At 51.8% G+C, this 18,933-nt stretch carries 11 protein-coding genes; 6 read left to right on the forward strand and 5 right to left on the reverse strand.

What is annotated here, in order from left to right; genetic code table 11:
• Positions 1–229: 229 nt before the first annotated feature.
• The 3 genes from ligA to CX651_RS11420 all read right to left on the reverse strand — a co-directional run bounded on the left by ligA (position 230) and on the right by CX651_RS11420 (position 6,729).
• The gene (gene ligA / locus CX651_RS11410; RefSeq protein ID WP_101056106.1) at positions 230–2,236 is read right to left on the reverse strand and encodes an NAD-dependent DNA ligase LigA; all 2,007 of its coding nucleotides are present in this window, start codon (positions 2,234–2,236) and stop codon (positions 230–232) included.
• Between the two features lie 74 nt (positions 2,237–2,310).
• Entirely contained in the window at positions 2,311–3,282 is a 972-nt protein-coding gene (gene zipA, locus CX651_RS11415) for a cell division protein ZipA (protein ID WP_101056107.1), read from the reverse strand.
• Between the two features lie 21 nt (positions 3,283–3,303).
• Complete coding sequence (locus tag CX651_RS11420; protein ID WP_101056109.1) at positions 3,304–6,729, reverse strand: chromosome segregation protein SMC; 3,426 nt, start codon at positions 6,727–6,729, stop codon at positions 3,304–3,306.
• A gap of 243 nt (positions 6,730–6,972) precedes the next feature.
• Between CX651_RS11420 and cysZ the strand changes: the two genes are divergently transcribed.
• Complete coding sequence (gene cysZ / locus CX651_RS11425; protein ID WP_101056112.1) at positions 6,973–7,743, forward strand: sulfate transporter CysZ; 771 nt, start codon at positions 6,973–6,975, stop codon at positions 7,741–7,743.
• 73 nt (positions 7,744–7,816) lie between these two features.
• On the opposite strand, the gene CX651_RS11430 is transcribed toward cysZ, so the two are convergent.
• Together CX651_RS11430 and CX651_RS11435 are read right to left on the reverse strand one after the other, a co-directional pair.
• Positions 7,817–8,941, reverse strand: coding sequence for a beta-ketoacyl-ACP synthase III (locus tag CX651_RS11430; RefSeq protein ID WP_101056113.1), 1,125 nt, complete (start codon positions 8,939–8,941; stop codon positions 7,817–7,819).
• An 11-nt stretch (positions 8,942–8,952) separates the two neighbouring features.
• A complete protein-coding gene (locus CX651_RS11435; RefSeq protein ID WP_101056115.1) occupies positions 8,953–10,056 on the reverse strand; it encodes an RDD family protein in 1,104 nt (367 codons plus the stop codon).
• 245 nt (positions 10,057–10,301) lie between these two features.
• Between CX651_RS11435 and cysK the strand changes: the two genes are divergently transcribed.
• From cysK to CX651_RS20110, 5 genes are all read left to right on the forward strand, one after another.
• Entirely contained in the window at positions 10,302–11,270 is a 969-nt protein-coding gene (gene cysK / locus CX651_RS11440; RefSeq protein ID WP_101056117.1) for a cysteine synthase A, read from the forward strand.
• A gap of 193 nt (positions 11,271–11,463) precedes the next feature.
• Positions 11,464–12,534, forward strand: a complete 1,071-nt coding sequence (locus CX651_RS11445; RefSeq protein WP_101056119.1) for a methyltransferase — start codon at positions 11,464–11,466, stop codon at positions 12,532–12,534.
• A 91-nt stretch (positions 12,535–12,625) separates the two neighbouring features.
• Entirely contained in the window at positions 12,626–13,630 is a 1,005-nt protein-coding gene (locus CX651_RS11450) for a TDT family transporter (RefSeq protein ID WP_101056121.1), read from the forward strand.
• 437 nt (positions 13,631–14,067) lie between these two features.
• Complete coding sequence (locus CX651_RS11455) at positions 14,068–16,962, forward strand: TonB-dependent receptor domain-containing protein (protein WP_101056122.1); 2,895 nt, start codon at positions 14,068–14,070, stop codon at positions 16,960–16,962.
• A 305-nt stretch (positions 16,963–17,267) separates the two neighbouring features.
• Complete coding sequence (locus CX651_RS20110) at positions 17,268–18,908, forward strand: TonB-dependent receptor plug domain-containing protein (RefSeq protein WP_232788334.1); 1,641 nt, start codon at positions 17,268–17,270, stop codon at positions 18,906–18,908.
• Positions 18,909–18,933 lie beyond the last annotated feature (25 nt).

An 18,933-nucleotide genomic window follows, 5' to 3' on the forward strand; every position in this document is an offset into this window, starting at 1 on the left:
GACCATGCTCTACTGCCGCTTGGCTCGCTTCTCGTCTCACCAAGTTATAACCAAGAAAGTCGGCAAAGCAGTTTTGCATAGACATAAAAAAACGGAAACCTACAAACAGGTTTCCGATTGTCTCTCATCAGGAGGATCGATCAACCGATCCTTATCTGATCTACGTTGCGCGGCTTGGCGGTGCTTAAGCAGAAGGATTAAGCTCAGGATTGCTGCAGAGAAATTCGGCTCAGGGCTGTAGCAGCGCCAGCAAACCTGCTTCATCCAACACCTTAACCCCAAGCTCATTGGCCTTGGTCAATTTGGAGCCAGCGGCCTCGCCGGCCACCACGCAGTCTGTCTTCTTGGAGACACTGCCGGACACTTTTGCGCCGAGCGCCTCAAGCTGCGCCTTGGCGTCAGTGCGGCTCATCTGGCTCAGGGTGCCGGTCAATACCCAAGTCTGGCCCTTGAGCGGTTGTTCATCTTCAGACGGCGCTTCGATGGCCGGCCAGGTCACCCCGGCGGCGAGCAGTTTATCTATCACCTCAAGGTTGTGGGGCTGAGCAAAGAAGTGCGCTACATGCTGAGCCACTATGGCACCGACATCTTCCACTTCGATAAGCTGTTCGACACTCGCTTGCCTCAGGGCATCCAGCTCTTTGAAGTGCCGCGCCAGGTTGGCGGCGGTAGACTCACCTACCTCACGGATCCCCAAGGCGTAGAGAAACTTGGCCAGGGTTGTTTGCTTGGCCGCTTCTATGGCCTGCACCAGATTGGTGGCCGACTTGAGTCCCATCCGCTCCAGCATGGTCAGTGCCGAAGCCGTGAGAGAGAACAGATCCGCCGGGCTCTCCACCAGCTCCTTATCGATCAGCTGCTCGACTATCTTGTCGCCCATGCCATCTATATCCAGCGCCTTGCGAGAAGCAAAGTGCTTGATGGCTTCCTTGCGCTGCGCTTCGCAGAACAGGCCACCGGTGCAGCGGGCCACGGCTTCCCCCTCGAGGCGTTCCACCTGAGAGCCACAAACCGGGCATTGCGCCGGGAAACGGATCTCGTTGGCATCCTCAGGTCTTTTTTCCGGCACCACAGCAACCACTTGCGGGATAACATCACCGGCACGGCGAATGATCACAGTATCGCCAATTTTAACCCCGAGGCGGGCGATTTCGTCGGCGTTGTGCAAAGTGGCGTTGGAAACTGTCACCCCACCGACAAACACAGGCTTGAGCCTGGCGACCGGTGTCACGGCGCCGGTGCGGCCTACCTGAAAGTCGACCCCTTCGAGCAGAGTCATCTCTTCCTGGGCCGGAAACTTATAAGCGATGGCCCAGCGCGGTGCACGGGAGACAAATCCCAGTGTCTGCTGCGCTTCTATGCTGTTGACCTTGAATACCACACCATCGATTTCATAGGCCAAAGCACTGCGGCGCGCCATAATATCCCGGTAGTAGTCATCCACTTCGCTGAGGTCCTTGGCAAGGCGGATCTCACTGCTGACCGGCAATCCCCAGGTTTTAAGCTGCTGCAACTGCCCAAGATGGGTGTCCGCCAGCGGGAAGGATTCCGGCTCAACCACGCCCAATGCATAAGCGTAAAACGCCAGTGCCCGAGAGGCAGTGATCTTGGAGTCCAGCTGCCGCAAACTGCCGGCAGCGGCATTACGCGGATTGACAAACAGCTTGTCTCCCTTGACCCGGTTACGCTCGTTGAGCGCCTCGAAGGCCGCCTTGGGCATGAATACTTCACCGCGCACTTCCAACAGCGGCGGATAATCATCGCCCCTGAGTTTCAGCGGCACCGCCCGAATGGTGCGAACGTTTTCGGTAATATCTTCACCGACCGCACCATCGCCACGGGTGGCGGCACGCTCCAGCACGCCATCGCGATAGAGGATACTGACCGCCAGCCCATCGAGCTTGGGCTCGCAGCAATAGCTGAACTCGCCTACTCTGTCAGTCACCCGTTTATGGAAGGCGGCAAAGTCTTCTTCACTGAAGGCGTTGTCCAGACTGAGCATAGGTTTAAGGTGAGTCACCTGTTCAAACTTGGCCAGCGCCAGCCCACCGACTCTGAGGCTTGGCGAGTCGCTGCGTTGCAGCTCAGGGTGCTCGGCCTCCAGCATTCTGAGCCGCTGCATCAGGCGGTCATATTCGGCATCGGGAATGCTGGGGTTGTCATCCACATAGTAGCGAATGTTGTGCTCGTTAATGGTGCTTATCAGCTGATCAATTTCGTTTTCAATGGCTTGCATAAAAATTCCGCACAAAACAAAGGCCGCAGAGGCGGCCTTGGATAGAGAGACTCACACTGGCTCCCTGATGAATATCAGCCCTGAGCCCGAATACGGCCCAGGTAGGCTTGTTTGGTGTCCTGATGCCATGGCTGACGCTGGCCATCCAGCAGCTCGGCACCTAGGTCATCCGCCAATTGATGGGCGGAGTTGAGCATGATGGAAAAGTTCATCAGCGGATCGCCATGACAAGGCAAGGTCATAAACAGAACTATCCCTTGAGTGCTGAACTGCTCCATGTTGTCCGGGTCAAACACCCCGGGCTTAACCATGTTGGCCAGGGAAAACAGCACCCGACCTGTGCCGGCGTTGTCTTCATGGCGATGGAAAATGTTCATGTCACCAAACTTGAAGTTCAGCGCCAACAGGCAAGGCAGCAGCTCAGCGCCGCTGAGGCTCTCGCCCTCTTTGGCAACCACATGCAGTACCAAAACATCTGTGGGTTCAGGCAACTCATCGTGGCGCGACTCTTCCTTGGCCTGCTCGCGGGTCTGTTGTTCAGTGGCAAGTTGTGGCTCTGGCTGGCAGTTTTCCTGATGTTCGGCTTCGACTGTGGAATGGGCGTTGCCTGTCTGTGCATCGGCCCCCAGCCCCAACTCCATCTGCATTTCGGCCGTATCTTGGTCATCATCGAGATGCAACACAGGCTCCTGCCGTTGTGGTTTACTGTTTACTCTGGGCTCAGGTTTGGCCCCGGATAGGGAAAACGCCTGTTCACTTTCGCTCTCATCTGCTTGAGGTGACTGAAAACCGGGTTTACGCAACTTACTGCTCTTAAGCTTGGGCGGCTTCTCATCCGGTGAGACTTTACGTACCCTCACCTCTCCAATTCCATCGGCATCGAAACCTTCACTGTCACGCCGAGCCTGGTCCTTATAGAAACCTGTCAGCGGATTTTCTTTAAGCGACTTGGGCTGTTGTTTGCGGATAGACCAGAAACCGTGAACCAGCACGGCAATAATGGCAATCGCGCCCAACACAGACAATACCAGTTGCAAATCTTCCATTGGTTACCTGTTTTCCTATGGTTATCCGGCGTCGGCCATAGCCACCGCTTCTTCAATATCGACTGCGACTATGCGAGAGACACCCGGCTCATGCATAGTGACACCTATCAGTTGATCAGCCATCTCCATGGTGAGTTTATTGTGGCTGATATAGATAAACTGTACGCTGTCCGACATCTCCTGCAAAAGACGGCAGAATCTGTCGACATTGGCGTCATCCAAAGGTGCATCGACCTCATCCAGCATACAAAAAGGCGCCGGGTTGAGTCTGAAAATCGCAAACACCAATGATAAAGCCGTCAGCGCCTTTTCTCCACCCGAAAGTAGATGAATTGTGCTGTTCTTCTTGCCCGGTGGCCGGGCCATGATGGTCACTCCAGTATCGAGTAAATCATCATCTGTCAGCGCCAGATAGGCACTGCCGCCACCAAATACCTTGGGAAACAACTCTCCCAGTCCGGCATTGACCTGCTCAAAAGTCGACTTAAAGCGACTGCGGGTCTCCTTGTCTATCTTACGGATAGCCTCTTCAAGACTGGCCAGCGCCTTGTTGAGATCTTCATCCTGGGCATCGAGATAAGCCTTACGCTCTTTTTGCTGCTCATACTCTTCAATGGCCGCCAGGTTAATGGCGCCGAGGCGACTTATCTTGCGCCTAACCGATTCCAGCTGGTCCTGCCAGGGCGCTATTTTTGCTTCATCCGGCAGGTTCGCCGCCACTTCATGCAGCTTGATCTGCTGCTCACTGAGCTGCGCCAATTGGCTGTCGGCCTGACCTTTCAATCCCTCGCGACGTAACTTTAACGTGCTGATTGTCTGAGTCAAGTGCTCCAGTTGTCCAAGCTGTTGTTTTTGCTTTAAAGCTGTACGATCCAACTGCTGTTGCCGCTCGGCAAGTTTGGCCCGGGTATGCTCAAGCTCCGCCTGCATTCTGTGTTGCTGCGCCAGCAATCCTTCCAGGCGTTGCTCCAGCGGTTGCAGCTCGGCACTATCTGCATCTTGCTGCGGTTTATCCAGCAATTCCCTGCGCTTGTGCTCGGCCTGCTGCAACTGCTCAGTCAACTGTTTACGCCGCTGCGCTGCCAACGCCAAGGCGGTTTTCTGCTCTACGACAGTCCCATTCAAGCTTTTTAACTGGCGCTCGAGTTCGCTCAAGCTGACTTTAAGGCTGTTTTTTTGCTGATTGGCCTCGTTGTGGCGCTCACTCAGCAATCGCTCCTGCCGCTGGCGCTCATAGAGAGTATCATCGGCAGCAAACTGACTCTCAATCAGCGTCTCCAGCTCAAACTGCTCCTGCTCGAGGCGCTCTTTCAGCTCAGCGATTTCCGCTTCTGTCTGCTGCCTTTGTTTGAACTCACGCGCCGCCTGCTCGGTGGCCGCCTCATAAGCCATCACCGCGCGGGTCAACGCCAGTTGCTGTTGCTGCAGCGCCTCGGACTTGAGCTGCTGAGCCCGCCTTAATTCGTTGAATCTATCCTGAGCCGCGGTGGTTTGCTGCTGCGCCTGCCGGCTCTCGCTTGCAAGCTTATCAAGCTCGGCCTGAATGTCGCTCTGCTCGGCGGTCAGCTTCACCAGTGACTGGCCATCCTCGGCGAGCGTCAGCTTTACATCATGTGCAAAAAGGTTGCCATCGCGGCAGAGGATCAGCTCACCCTCTGCCAGCCCCTGCTCGAGCATGTTGGATGCCTGCTGCGCCGACTGGGCCCAACGCACTCTGTTAAGCCAGGGACTTAAGTTGACGCCAGCGCTGACCGGCCCCCAACTCTGGCGATAAGTCTGAGCAAAACCTTGGCCATCAAATGGTTTGGAGTCAGGATAGACAGCGGCGCGCATCAAGGGGCCAAGCCAGGCCTCAACCACTTGCTCCCAACCGGCCTCAACCTGAATGTCCTGCCAAAGCTGAGTCAAGGCAGTTTGTGTTGCTTGCGTTGCTTGAGCGGCGCCTTCGAGCCACTGACTTATCAGCTCCAGGCGACCAGTTAGACCCGAGCGGCGCTGCACCAACTGCTGCTCCGCTTGTCTTGCCTGCTCCCACGCCTCCTGGGCCTTGGTCAACTCTGCGCCATGCCGTTCGACATCGGCTTTAGCTGCCGCCAATTGTGACTCACACAAGCTGACCTGCTGCTGAAGCTCAGCCGGGTTTGCCCTGTTATCGGCCTCAGGTTGCGGCAATCTTGCACTGAGCTTCTCAAGCTGCTCCGTGCGCTGGACATGTTGCTGCTTAAGATGCTGCTCCCGGGTGGCGGCCAGCTCCTGTTGATGCTTGATATCTCTGACCGCAGTCGCCGCCTGTTGCAACTCGCCGGCAAGGCTTTCACTTTGTGAGAGTGCCGCTTCATACTGCTGACTCAGTTCAAACTGCTGCTCTTCCAGCTCTTCCTGGCGCGGCAAATGTTGCTGCAAACTGTCATCCAGGGTTTGCTCCTGTTGTTTGGCCTGAGCCAACTGTTCATTCAATGTGGCGATTTGCTGTTGCAGCGCACCCAATTCAGATGCCTGCTGTTTATCCCGCTCTTTGAGATACTTGAGCTGCTGCTCGATACGGGCAATTTCAGTGTTGTTGTGATAAAAATCGGCAACCTGGCGCTGCTCCTTTTCACTGAGTTCATCCTGAGCCAGCTTTTGCTGAGTCAGGCTCAACTCCAACTCTTGCTTCTGCGCCTGCTGCTGGGCCAGCTCAGTCTCCAGCCTTTCTATCTCGCTGTTTTGCGCCTCGGCCTGCTCATTGAGCTCCAAGAAACGCATCACCAAGAGTTCGGCATGCAAGCGCCGCTCACTTTGCTTGTATTCCCGATAACGTTTGGCGGCCTGGGCCTGAATCGTCAACTTATCCAGCTGTTTGCCAAGCTCAGAGCGAATATCCCCCAGGCGCTCAAGGTTTTCACGGGTATGGCGAATCCGGTTTTCCGTGTCCTTACGCCGCTCTTTGTAACGGGAGATACCTGCGGCCTCTTCAATAAAGACCCTGAGTTCCTGCGGTTTACATTCTATCAAGCGGGAAATGGTGCCCTGGCCTATGATGGCGTAGCTGCGTGGTCCAAGGCCGGTGCCCATAAAGATATCCGTAATATCCTTGCGGCGGCATTTTTGACCGTTGAGAAAATAAAGGGCTTCGCCATCGCGGGAGACCTGGCGCTTAACGGAAATTTCACCGTAGTTGGCATACTGGCCGCCGATACGCCCAAGGGCGTTGTCGAATACCAGCTCAACGCCGGCGACAGAAACAGGCTTACGGGCACTGGAGCCGTTAAAGATAACATCGGCCATGGAGTCACCGCGCAGGTGTTTGGCCGAGCTTTCACCCAGCACCCAGCGCACGGCATCAATCACATTGGATTTACCACAGCCATTGGGGCCGATTATGGCCGTCAGCGGATTGAGAAAAGGGATTTTGGTAGCATCGACAAATGACTTGAAGCCAGCGAGTTTTATCTGTTTGAGTCTCATATTTGCCGTTGGATGTCAGTGCCGATTGTTTTTGTTTTGCGGGCCAATCCTGAAAGAAATTCAATAGCCTGATTGAAACGCCGCCGTCCTGGCCCAAGAAGCTGTATAAGCGCTGTCACTTTAGCAAAGCGGGCCGCATTTTGTAACGTTTTTTATTCCCTTGGCTGCGTTTTTCCCTTGTTTTCGTGGCCTTAGTTGCTCAAAATCGGCCTAAGTATTCTTTGTATTGAGAGTAAGTGGTACATGTCCGCATCTTCAAGACCCGCCAAGAGCGGCGTCAACTATTTTCTCGAAGGCTTTAGCCTGATCAAACAACCGGGCTTGCGCAGCTTTGTGTTTATTCCGCTGATGATCAACCTGCTGTTGTTTGCCGGGGTCATCTATTTTGCCATAGGCCAACTGGGGAATGTGTTTGCCTGGCTCGAAGGGCAACTGCCGGACTATCTCAGCTGGCTTAATGTGATCCTCTGGCCACTGGCGATTATCACCCTGCTGGTGCTGCTGTCGTTTATCTTCAGCTCTGTGATGAACTGGCTGGCAGCGCCATTTAACGGCCTGCTGGCCGAAAAGGTAGAGCAACTGTTGACCGGCAAGCCGCTCAATACCGGCGGCACCCTGGATTTAATCAAGGATCTGCCGCGGATCCTCGGCCGTGAATGGCAAAAACTGGTGTATTACCTGCCGCGGGCCATACTGATCCTGCTGCTGTTTTTTATCCCGGTGATTGGTCAAACCGTTTTCCCTGTGGTCTGGTTTATCTTCAGTGCCTGGATGATGAGCATCCAATACTGTGACTACCCTTTCGATAACCACAAGGTGGCATTCAAAGAGATGAAGTTTGCCCTGAAAAATACCAAGGGCAGCAGTATGAGCTTCGGCGCCGCCGTCACCCTATTTTCCATGATCCCTATAGTCAACTTTATCGTGATGCCGGTTGCCATTTGCGGTGCTACCTCCATGTGGGTCGATAAGTATCGCGAAGCCTATCGCAATCCGGCCATAGCGCCAGATTAAGCGCCGTAAGGCCGATTGAGATACAAAAATGCCTGCAGTTGCAGGCATTTTTATTGCAGCGGAAAGCCCAGCCTTAACAGGCACGTAGAATTAAACTGCCGATGGAGTAACCCGCGCCGAAGGAGCTCAACAGGCCCAAGTCCCCCGGTTTGAAGTCCTGGTGATATTTATGGAAAGCGATTACCGAACCGGCCGATGCGGTATTGGCGTATTGATCCAGCACCACGGGCGCCTTCAAAGGCTCAGGCGTTTCACCCAGGAGCTTTTTCACCACAAACTGGTTCATATTGATATTGGCCTGATGCAGCCAAAGGCGCTTGAACTGCTCCGGCGTGATACCAGCTTCTTCGAGCTGTGCATCCAAATGCTGGTATATCATGGGCAACAGCTCCTTAAAGACCTTGCGCCCCTGTTGATGAAACAGCTTATCGGCTTCGCCGGAAGTAGCCGGATCACAACGGTTAAGGAAACCAAAGTTACTGCGGATATTGTTCGAATAATGGGTAAAGCAGCGGCTCGACAGAATCTCAAAGGCTTGCTGGGCGCGGCAAGTCGCAGCCGGCTCCAATACCAAGGCTGTAGCCACATCGCCAAAAATAAAGTGGCTATCGCGGTCACGATAATTGACCTGAGCCGAACATATCTCAGGATTGATGACCAACACACGTCTGGCGCTACCACTACGAATGGCATTGGCCGCTGTCACCAGCGCAAAAGTCGCCGAAGAACAGGCAACCTGCATATCAAAGCCATAACCCCGGGTACCGAGGGTTTGCTGAATTTCAATCGCCATCGCCGGATAAGCACGCTGAGTGTAGGCACAGGCGACTATCACCAAATCAATGTCATCCGCCTTGAGGCCAGCGTTATCAAGGGCTTGCTTGGCCGCATACAAGCCCATTTCTGCCTGCAGTGACAGGCTGTCGCTGGCACGCTCTGGGATTAAGGGCATCATGACTTCAGGATCCAAAATTCCCTCTTTGACCATCACAAATCTGTGTTTAATGCCTGAAGCCTTCTCAATAAACTCACTCGATGAATAATTCAGCGCCGCCACATGGCCAAGATCTATCTGGGCGCTGTTCTCGGTATTGAACAGGTCAACATACTGATTGAAGCTGTCCACCAGTTCTTGATTGGTTATTCCTTCCGGAGGGGTAAACAGCCCGGTACCGGAAATGACAATCGCATCCTTCATAAACTACCTTCTTATTGTTTTGTGACCGGATCCGCCTGCAGCATCGTCTCAGTCGGACTCACGCGTGGCTTACTCAGGTCAATGACAACTGTTGCTGAGATCTTATCCTGGATGGCTTGCCTGTTGGCATCCCAAAAAATCTGCAAGAAACCCAGCAGTCCAGTGGCAAAGCCTGCGCCGTATCCCCCGTAACGGCCAAAGGCGTCCCATAGGGAAAGCTTACCACCTCCTAGGGCGATCACCCGCACCCGCATGATTTTTTTGCCCAAAGTCTGACCATCGAACCAGGCTGTGAACAAGGTAAAATAGAATGCCGCCCAGCCAAATCCAAGCCCGAGATCATTGAGCATCCCCTTGGCCCAAGCGAGCAAACTGTATTGTGCCTCTTCCTCCTGCTCGTCCTCTTCTGCTTCCAGTCTTGAATCATCCTCGGTAGGTGCCGGCTTGGCTTGTGCATCGGTCTTTGCATTGGCTTGTACGTTGGTTTGTGCATTGAGCGTCGCTACAGACTCGGTTTTCATTGAAGCCAACTGCGGCAGCAAGTCTGCATTTATCGCCGCAATATCGGCTGCAGCAAGCGGCAGGTCATCCAATGCACCTTGCAGCATGGTCTCGACCTGGGTGCGTGACAGCCCTGCCTCAGCCGCGGCATTGACCAGCAAACCCGCTTCATGTTGAGCGCAGGCCTTGTACTCACACAAACTTAAACGCAGTAGCTGCGGCGTCAAGGTCAGCAGTGTCTGCCCCTGAATTTCATTATCGCGACGCTCTTGCAGGCCGTTGACTTTTATCATCTGCGGCACCGCAGACCAAAGCAAAACCACCGCCATAAACAGGTACAAAAGCCCCTTGGCCCAAGTGGAGATCCTGTTGGCGTGATTGTGTATATAGTAAGCCAGCAGGCACACCAAAAGCACAAACAGCGGGCCGGCCTGTTCGGCCAGTACTGCTATCAACAAACCGTCTATCGTGATAGCCAGTGCCCTTTTCCAAGGTTTTGCCAAGGGGGTGTAGAGCAGCTCCGGCGCCACACTGAATGCGGCCGGCGTCACTATGTTGCGGGGATCTTTGCCCGGATACCGCTTAAAGCCGTCCAGTTCCCCGGCTCTATTCATCTTTGCCTCCTCGGCATTACCCGTGTGATCCAAGGCTATTCTCCTATTTAAAATAGAATGTTATTTTTTGGTTAACGTGGATTTGGCATTGAGATTAACATAAAGCGAAACAGGCTTACTCCGAAGTTACGAATAACAGAGATTCATGTAATAACTAAAAAGAATAAAGAAGAACAAAGATTCACTTCTCTTTGATCTCATGAGGATTATGCTTTAGGGATGCAATCAAAGGAGGCCAGCAAGCCATGAGCAAAATTTTCGAAGACAATTCCTACACCATTGGTAACACTCCACTGGTTCGTCTTAACCGCGTCAGCAACGGCAAGGTGCTGGCCAAGGTAGAAGCCCGCAACCCAAGCTTCAGTGTCAAATGCCGTATTGGTGCCAATATGATTTGGGACGCCGAGAAAAAAGGCCTGTTGACCAAAGACACAGAGCTGATTGAACCCACCTCGGGAAATACGGGTATTGCGCTGGCCTATGTTGCCGCGGCCAGAGGTTACAAGTTGACTCTGACCATGCCCAACACCATGAGTCTCGAGCGCCGCAAGCTGCTCAAGGCTCTGGGCGCCAATCTGGTACTGACAGATGGTGCCAAGGGTATGAAAGGAGCCATCGAAAAGGCCGAGGAAATTCGTCAATCGGCGCCGGAAAAATATCTACTGCTGCAGCAGTTTGACAACCCGGCCAACCCTGAGATCCACGAAAAAACCACAGGCCCTGAGATCTGGAACGATACCGATGGTCAAATCGATGTATTTGTTGCCGGTGTTGGTACCGGCGGCACCATCACAGGGGTGAGCCGTTATATCAAGAATACCCAAGGCAAGGCAATCACTGCTGTGGCCGTTGAACCAGCCGACTCACCTGTAATCAGCCAGACTCTGGCGGGCCAACCTGTGCAGCCTGGTCCGCACAAGATCCAGGGTATAGGCGCCGGCTTTATTCCGGGCAACCTGGATCTGGAACTGATTGACAAGGTCGAACTGGTCACCAATGACGAAGCGATAGAGATGGCTCACAGGCTGATGAAAGAAGAAGGCATTTTAGTGGGTATCTCCTCCGGTGCCGCCGTCGTTGCCGCCAACCGCATCGCCGCTCTACCTGAATTTGCAGACAAGAATATTGTAGTGATCCTACCATCGGCCGCTGAGCGTTATCTGTCCTCAGCCCTGTTTGTCGGCCAATTCGGCGATCAGGAAAACGTGCAGTAAATAAGCATAAACCGCAACTTGAAAGCCCTGTCTAATGACGAGGGCTTTTTTATGCCAACGTCTCGTCCTGAAATCAAAAGGGGTAATAACCACATATTTGCCCTCTTGATCAAAGTTTTATGCAACTGGCCTGTACTTGGCTTGTGCTTTGCGCCATAAAGACTCTTTTTGAACCTTTCCCACGGCTAAGACAATGCCCTTTTTTAGTGAACCCGCCAAACTCAGTGCCTTCGAGGCCAAATTTGAAGCACAAAAAATCGCCTTCGCTCCAGTCAGTTTTCAGGTGACCCGCTGCCTGCTGCAGTTCGACATCCTCAAACATATAGATGCCGCCGGCGATGAAGGCATTAGCCTTGAGATACTCAAAGAAAAAACCGGGCTAACTGAATATGCCCTGGGCGTTTTGCTTGATATGGCACTTTCCATGGGGCTGCTTTGGCACAAGGGAGACAATTACATCCTCGACAAGACAGGCTGGTTTCTGCTGCATGATGATATGGCCGCCACCAATCTCAATTTTATCCACGACATTTGCTACCAAGGCCTGTTTCATCTGCAACAGGCGCTGGAGCAAGGCTCTCCCGAGGGACTGAAAGTATTCGGCGATTGGCCCACTATTTATCCAGCCCTGAGCCAGTTACCGACAGAGGCCAAACACAGCTGGTTCGCCTTCGACCACTATTATTCAGATCATGCCTTTGACAGCCTGATGCCGCGCATATTTGCCAAAGGGCCGACTCATTTGGTGGATATCGGCGGCAATACCGGCAAATGGGCCTTGAAATGTGCCGGCTACAACACCCAGTGCCGGGTAACCATAATGGATCTTGCTCCCCAGCTTAAGCTGGCCGCCGAGGCAGCAAAAGCCGCGGGTTTGAACGAGCGGATATCCGGTCTGGCGTGCGATCTGCTGGCCCCTGACGGCCCCTTTGTGACCGACGGCGATCTTTATTGGATGAGCCAATTCCTCGACTGTTTCAGCGAGGCACAAATCCTGGCCATCCTGCAGGCTTGTGCCAAAGCCATGCCGGAGACAGCCGAGCTCTGCATTCTGGAAACCTTTTGGGACAGGCAGCCCAATGCCGCCTCCGCCTACTGTGTCAATGCCACCTCGCTCTACTTCACCGCCATGGCCAATGGCAACAGTCGTATGTATCACTCCAAGGTACTGCTGAAACTACTGCAACAGGCGGGTTTCTATGTCGATGAAGATATCGATGACATAGGGCTTGGGCATACTCTGCTGCGCTGCAAGCTTAAATAAATTTGAATCAATGAATAACTTAATTTCAATTTTATTAATCAAAGACCGATTTTAGACTAGGACCATCAAATTGGAATCTAGAGGTCACAGTATGAAACTCGTTGCCACTACCACTGAAGAACTCAGCACTCGCGAGTCCAAGTTTAGTAAAGCCGCTTTCAAGCGACTGCCAAGCCCTCTGGCCGGATTGGCGCTGGCTATCGCCAGCCTGGGTTGGGCCTGGGAAAGCGTATCAGCAGAATTTCCCGGCCTGGTATTGGGCGCGGCGGTTGCCGGCATATTACTGTCTCTGCTGACAGTCAAATTCATTCTGCATCCTGAATTACTGAATGAAGAACTGCGCCACCCTGTAGTCGGCAGTGTGCTGCCCACCTTTGCCATGGCACTGATGGTGATCTCCAAAGCCGTAGGGATCCATCTTCCTTTGTGTGGCTTCCTGATCTGGTTGACGGCTATCGCCATTCACTGCTGTTTACTGGCGGCCTTTGTACTGCATAGAGCAATGGACTTCAACCTGGAGCATATGGTGCCCAGTTGGTTCGTGCCCCCTATCGGCATGGTGGTGGCAGCCGTGACCTTTCCCGGCGCCGAAGCCGGCGAAGTAGGCGCCCAAATCGCTCACATCATTCTGATGTTCGGCTTGGTGAGTTACTTGGTGATGCTGCCTGTGATGCTCTATCGCTTGATCTTCTGTAATCCGGTCGCGGATGCAGCCAAGCCGACCATAGCGATTCTGGCAGCACCGGCCAGCCTGTCTCTGGCCGGCTATTTGACCCTGACTCCCGAGCCTGAGCTTTGGTTGGTCGCCCTGCTGCTGAGTCTGGCCCTGCTGATGACCCTGGTCATCTATCTGGCCTTCCTGCACTTACTGCGACTGCCATTCAGCCCAGGGTTTGCTGCCTACACCTTCCCCATGGTGATAGGAGCCACTGCTCTACTGAAAACAGCCGCCTGGTGCAACAGCCACCCCATGCTGCAATCGCTGCATCGGCCACTGGCGCTACTTGGAAATATTGAGCTTGTGATAGCCAGTGCTATCGTCGGCTTCGTCGCTATCAGTTACCTCAGACACTACCGCCCCTGGTCATCTGTATGATAAAACCGAGTTACATTAACACCAAAAGCGTGATACATGTCACGCTTTTGGCAAATTAACAGATCTTCAACGGCCAACAAATATTCACTCAAGTATCTAGACAAATAAAAATATCTCTTAAACAAAAAAACAAAAGAACACAAAAATAACAAAGAAAAAACAAAAAACAATCAAAAAACAATCAAAAAACAAACCCACAAAAAACAACAATAAAACACAACACGACATTGCCATCCAATTAAAAAAATAAACACCGTACGTTATATCTTTGTTGCCAACATAATTTTAATTGTTATTAATTCAAACAATTTATATCTGTTTCATCTATGTTGCACTTTTTATTTCTGCAAGGTTATATTCCTGATACATCCGTAAACATTTATTACTTAATTCGGGTGTGACAATAAAAAATCATACATAAGTATCAGGGAGATATAATGCAAGTTAATTCTAAATTAGCCAAAGCGGTGCGCTTTGCGTTAATTGGTGGTGTTGCAACTGCAGCCTATTCCGCACCAGCATTGTCGGCAGAACAAGAACAACAAACGGCAAATTCAGCCGTTGAGCGAATCTCTATCACAGGCTCACGTATCATTCGTGAAGGTGCCGTAGCGCCAACGCCAGTGACTGTAATCTCAGGTGAAGAACTCCTGTCTACCGGTGTGACCAACATAGGTGAAGCCCTCAACCAGTTGCCTGCGCTGGGTAACACTTATTCCCTTGCCAACTCTGGCCGTTACATTGGCACTGCCGGTGCCAACCTGTTGGATCTGCGTACCATGGGTACCGACAGAACCTTGGTGTTGGTAAACGGCAAACGTCATGTTGCCAGCTCAGCGGGAAGCTCTTCGGTTGACGTAAACACGATTCCAAGTGTCTGGGTCGAAAAAGTAGAAGTCATTACCGGCGGAGCATCGGCCATTTATGGTGCAGATGCGGTCACTGGGGTAGTTAACTTTATTCTGAAAAAAGATATTGTCGGCTTGGATATCTCGGCAATTAAAGGTCGGGCTGATGACAGTAACTTTGGTAAAGACAGAATTTCGCTTTCTTACGGCACAGATATTAATGATGGTCGCGGTAATATCGCCTTCGCTGCGGAATACAGCGCTCAGGATAGACTCAGAGCTTTCGATCGTGATCAGACCAGAACCTCATTTACCAGTCTGAAAAATACCGATAGACCCAAGGATGCTAACGGTAATTACATTGACTCCAACAATCCGTCTGATCCGGACAAGTATTTCCTGCCAAACGGCGGACACTACAGGATCAGCAACGCCGGTACCTTCTTTTTGGATGGCTGGAAAACCTTCAATCCAGACGGGACCATAGGTGATGTCTACATAGGCCCAAAAGTCGACGGTAACTACTGTGTCGACTGCGACTTTACCAACTTGAGACAGTTTGAAGATCTGCAGCCCGAGTTCAAACGCTATAACCTCAACCTGAAAAGCAATTATCAGTTGAATGACGATATGAACCTCTACTTTGAGGCAAAATATGTCAACAGCCAGGCCAGTAATTATAGCCAACCTGCCTTCTTCTTTGGCAATAAGCTTAACTCAGTGAAGATTGACAACCCTTATCTGGATCCCAACCTGGTTGCTCTGATGAAGAACAACAAGAATGCGGACGGTACTCCTCAACCACTGGATTCAATCGTCATCAACCGTTTCATGGCTGACCTGGGCCAACGCATAGAAGACGACACCCGTGAAACCCAGCGCTATGTGTTGGGTCTTGAAGGCGTCTTGGCCGACGATTGGGACTATGATCTGTACGCCACCTATGGTCAGACAGATCTGGAGCGGGTGAACAAAAACAACCTGATCTATGCCAACTACCAAAATGCCCTCGATGCCGTCATGCTCGACGGTAACATAGTTTGTCGCAGCGAAACCGCCCGCGCTGAAGGTTGTGTACCGGTCAACATTTTTGGTGCCGGTAATCCAAGCCAGGAAGCCATTGACTATATCAATACCACTTCTGTTGGCAATGCAGTGATTAAGCAAACTGTTTTGGGTGGCACCATCACCAATTCCGGGCTATTTGAATTACCAGCGGGCTATGTAGGCCTGTCTACCGGGGTTGAGTACCGCAAAGAAGAAAGTGAGACTAAAGAGCCTAAAAATGCCGGAGGGACATTCTTCAATGCCTTGGGCGAAGACAAAGGTGATTTCGATGTTAAGGAAGTATTTGCCGAGGTATCAATACCTCTGCTGGCCGACTTACCGCTGATCCGCCAGTTGGATATGGATCTGGCAGTCCGGTTCGCCGATTACAGCACCATAGGCAATGCAACCACCTGGAAAGCCGGTCTAAGCTGGGAAATCAACGATGAGCTGAGAATGCGCAGTACCTATGCCGAAGCCATTAGAGCTCCGAATATCAGCGAACTGTTCGGTGCACCGAGCCAAACATACTTCAGTGTTAAAGACAGTTGCCGTATCGATAACCTCAATACATTGGCTGATTCAGCCACCCGCCGTAAGAACTGTGCTGCAATGGGTGTACCTGCCGATTTCAATGATGAGTACGATGCCAAAAGGATAGAAGGCAAGAGCAGTGGTAACCGGGAACTGAAACCAGAAGAGTCCACCAGCTACACTGTTGGGCTTATCTACCAGCCTGAATTTATCGAAGGTCTATCTATGACACTCGATTACTGGAACATCAAGATCGACGATGCCATCAGTTCCATCGGCGCGCAAACCATAGTTGACCGCTGCCTGGATTCAACCAGTGGCATAAATAATCAGTACTGTGAATTGATCACCCGCGATCCTTCATCACACCAGATAACGTTGATTCAAAGCCATGCGCTGAACGTGGCATCACTGGAAGCCGCTGGTGTTGACCTGGATCTGGCCTATAAGACTGATATTCTCGGCGGTGATTTCAGTGCCAACCTGATCGCGACCCACCTGATAAAACGTCGTAACTTCTCCTTCCAAGATGATCCCAGTGATTATGAAGAGTTGGCAGGTACTTTGGGATATGCCGATTGGCAGGCTAACCTGACTCTGAACTACAAGTATGAAAACTGGCTCAGCTACTGGCGTACCCGTTTCGTCAATGATGTCAGCTTGTACACAGATAAGGATCTGGCCCTTAATGCCAACCCAAGTTCCAACATGCAATACGACGATTACTTCATCAGTGATGTTGCTTTGGGTTATCAGTTTGATTCCGGCATAACCCTCAAGTTTGGTATCGATAATTTATTCGATAAGGACTTGCCTTATGGTTCAACCGGAACCAGTGCAGGATCAGCTGCGTACGATAACATCGGCCGCTTCTACTACACTAGTTTGAACTATTCCTTCTAAACGGATTAAACAGAACTTAATCCCGTAAATAAGCGGCGCATTCGCGCCGCTTATTATTTGCTCACCTTAATTTCCCAACTAAAATGTTACCACAATGTTTAAATTATGTTCTTCACTTAAATAAACTTTGTTTTGATAATATTTAAAAACACTTGATTACATCTTTATTACAACAAAAAAACAGTCAATAAGCATTTAACCGCTTGTATTATTTGTATCTTAATGGTTACATTTTGTCGCCGAATTGTTTTATGTCGGCCCTAATAAATACAAAAAGACAAAATAAATATCATAAAAGGATATAAATGATGAATCTCAGTGTCAGCAAAGCTGTGCGCTTCGCCTTGTTTGGCGGCGCTGCAGCAGCCTCTCTTAGCTTACCCGCTGTTCAAGCCAACGAAAACGAACAACAACTGGAACGCATCGAAGTTACCGGCTCGCGCATTAAGCGTACCGACATGGAATCGGCACTGCCGGTGACGGTAATGAGTTCTGAAGACATAGCCAAAACCGGTCTGACAGATGTTTCTGCGGTACTGGCACAAATGCCATACAATACCGCGGGCAGCTTTATCAGTGACGCAGGTAGCTCTGCCAGTAACCACGCCAGCTCAGGCATGCGTGGCCTGGGTTCAAACCGTACCCTGACCCTGATCAATGGTCGCCGGATTGCACCATCAGCCACCTTCGGTGCCGATGCAACCAACCTAAACCTGATCCCCATGGACGCCATCGAGCGTATTGAAATTCTTCGTGACGGTGCATCAGCCATTTATGGTTCCGATGCCATTGGCGGTGTAATCAACATCATTTTGAAGAAGAACTATGACGGCCTCGGATTTGATCTGAAATTCGCCAACCCAACTCAGGGTGGCCGCGATGAAATGTCGGCATCGATGACCTTTGGTAACACCAGCGACAAGAGCAGCAGTCTGGTTATCATAGAGCATAAGAAATTTGATCCTCTCAAGGGTGGCCAGCGTGAACATCTCACTGCCAACTGGGATAAAGCTTATGGTCGCAGCTCTCTGTATGCACCGGAAGGCACCTGGCGCCCAGTAGCTGCCCGCCCAGGCAAAAAAGAAGATGGAACCTTTGAGACGCCAAGCTACACTGGTGATTATGTTCCAGGTAAAGACTGCCCGGCCGATCAAATCGTTCAGAGTAAAGATGGTCCACGTTGTGGCTACAGCATGTTTGATGGTACCGATTACCTGCCGGATCAGACCAAAGACTCCTTGTTCAGCAACCTGACTTACAAGATCACTGATAATCTGGAGTGGTTCGGTCAAGCGATTGTAATGCGTGACAAGTCCACCACTTCCTCTACCGCGTTGTGGACCCCCAACCTGTACATAGCAGCCGACAACCCGCTGAACCCAACTTATGGCACGGCCGGTGCAACTGAAGTACAGGCTTACCACCGTCTGACAGGCGTGGCCGATCGCAGCACGACGTTCAAGTCTGATGTTGTTGACGTGGTGACAGGGCTGAACCTGGAGCTGGATGCCGGTTCACTGAACTGGTACGTACAGTACTCAGATCAGCAGGTGGATATAAGCACAGACTCCTATGTGTTTGAAGACAACCTGCAGCAAGCCGTCGATGCCGGGCTGTACAATCCATTTGTTCTGGGCGGTAATGCCACTCAGGCAACCCTGGACAGCTTCCTGCACACAGCCACCCGTCAGGCGGATTCCAAGACCACAGCAACAGCCATTTCCTGGGCTGCGCTGGCACCTATTGCCCTGCCAGGCGGTGACATAGGTTACGCTGTGGGCGCCGAGTACCAGAAGATGGAATTCAGCGATCGCCGCGATGCGCAGCAAGCTGCCGGCAAAGTACTGGGTACTTACGGTGGCGACTCTGCCGGTGAGCGTAACTACAAGGCTGCCTTCGTTGAGTTGGAACTGCCGGTCACAAGTCGGAGGGCCAAGCGGTCTTAGGAAGACAATTCGTATCCGCAACTCC

It is taken from the genome of Shewanella chilikensis (assembly GCF_002836945.1).
GTDB lineage: Bacteria > Pseudomonadota > Gammaproteobacteria > Enterobacterales > Shewanellaceae > Shewanella > Shewanella chilikensis.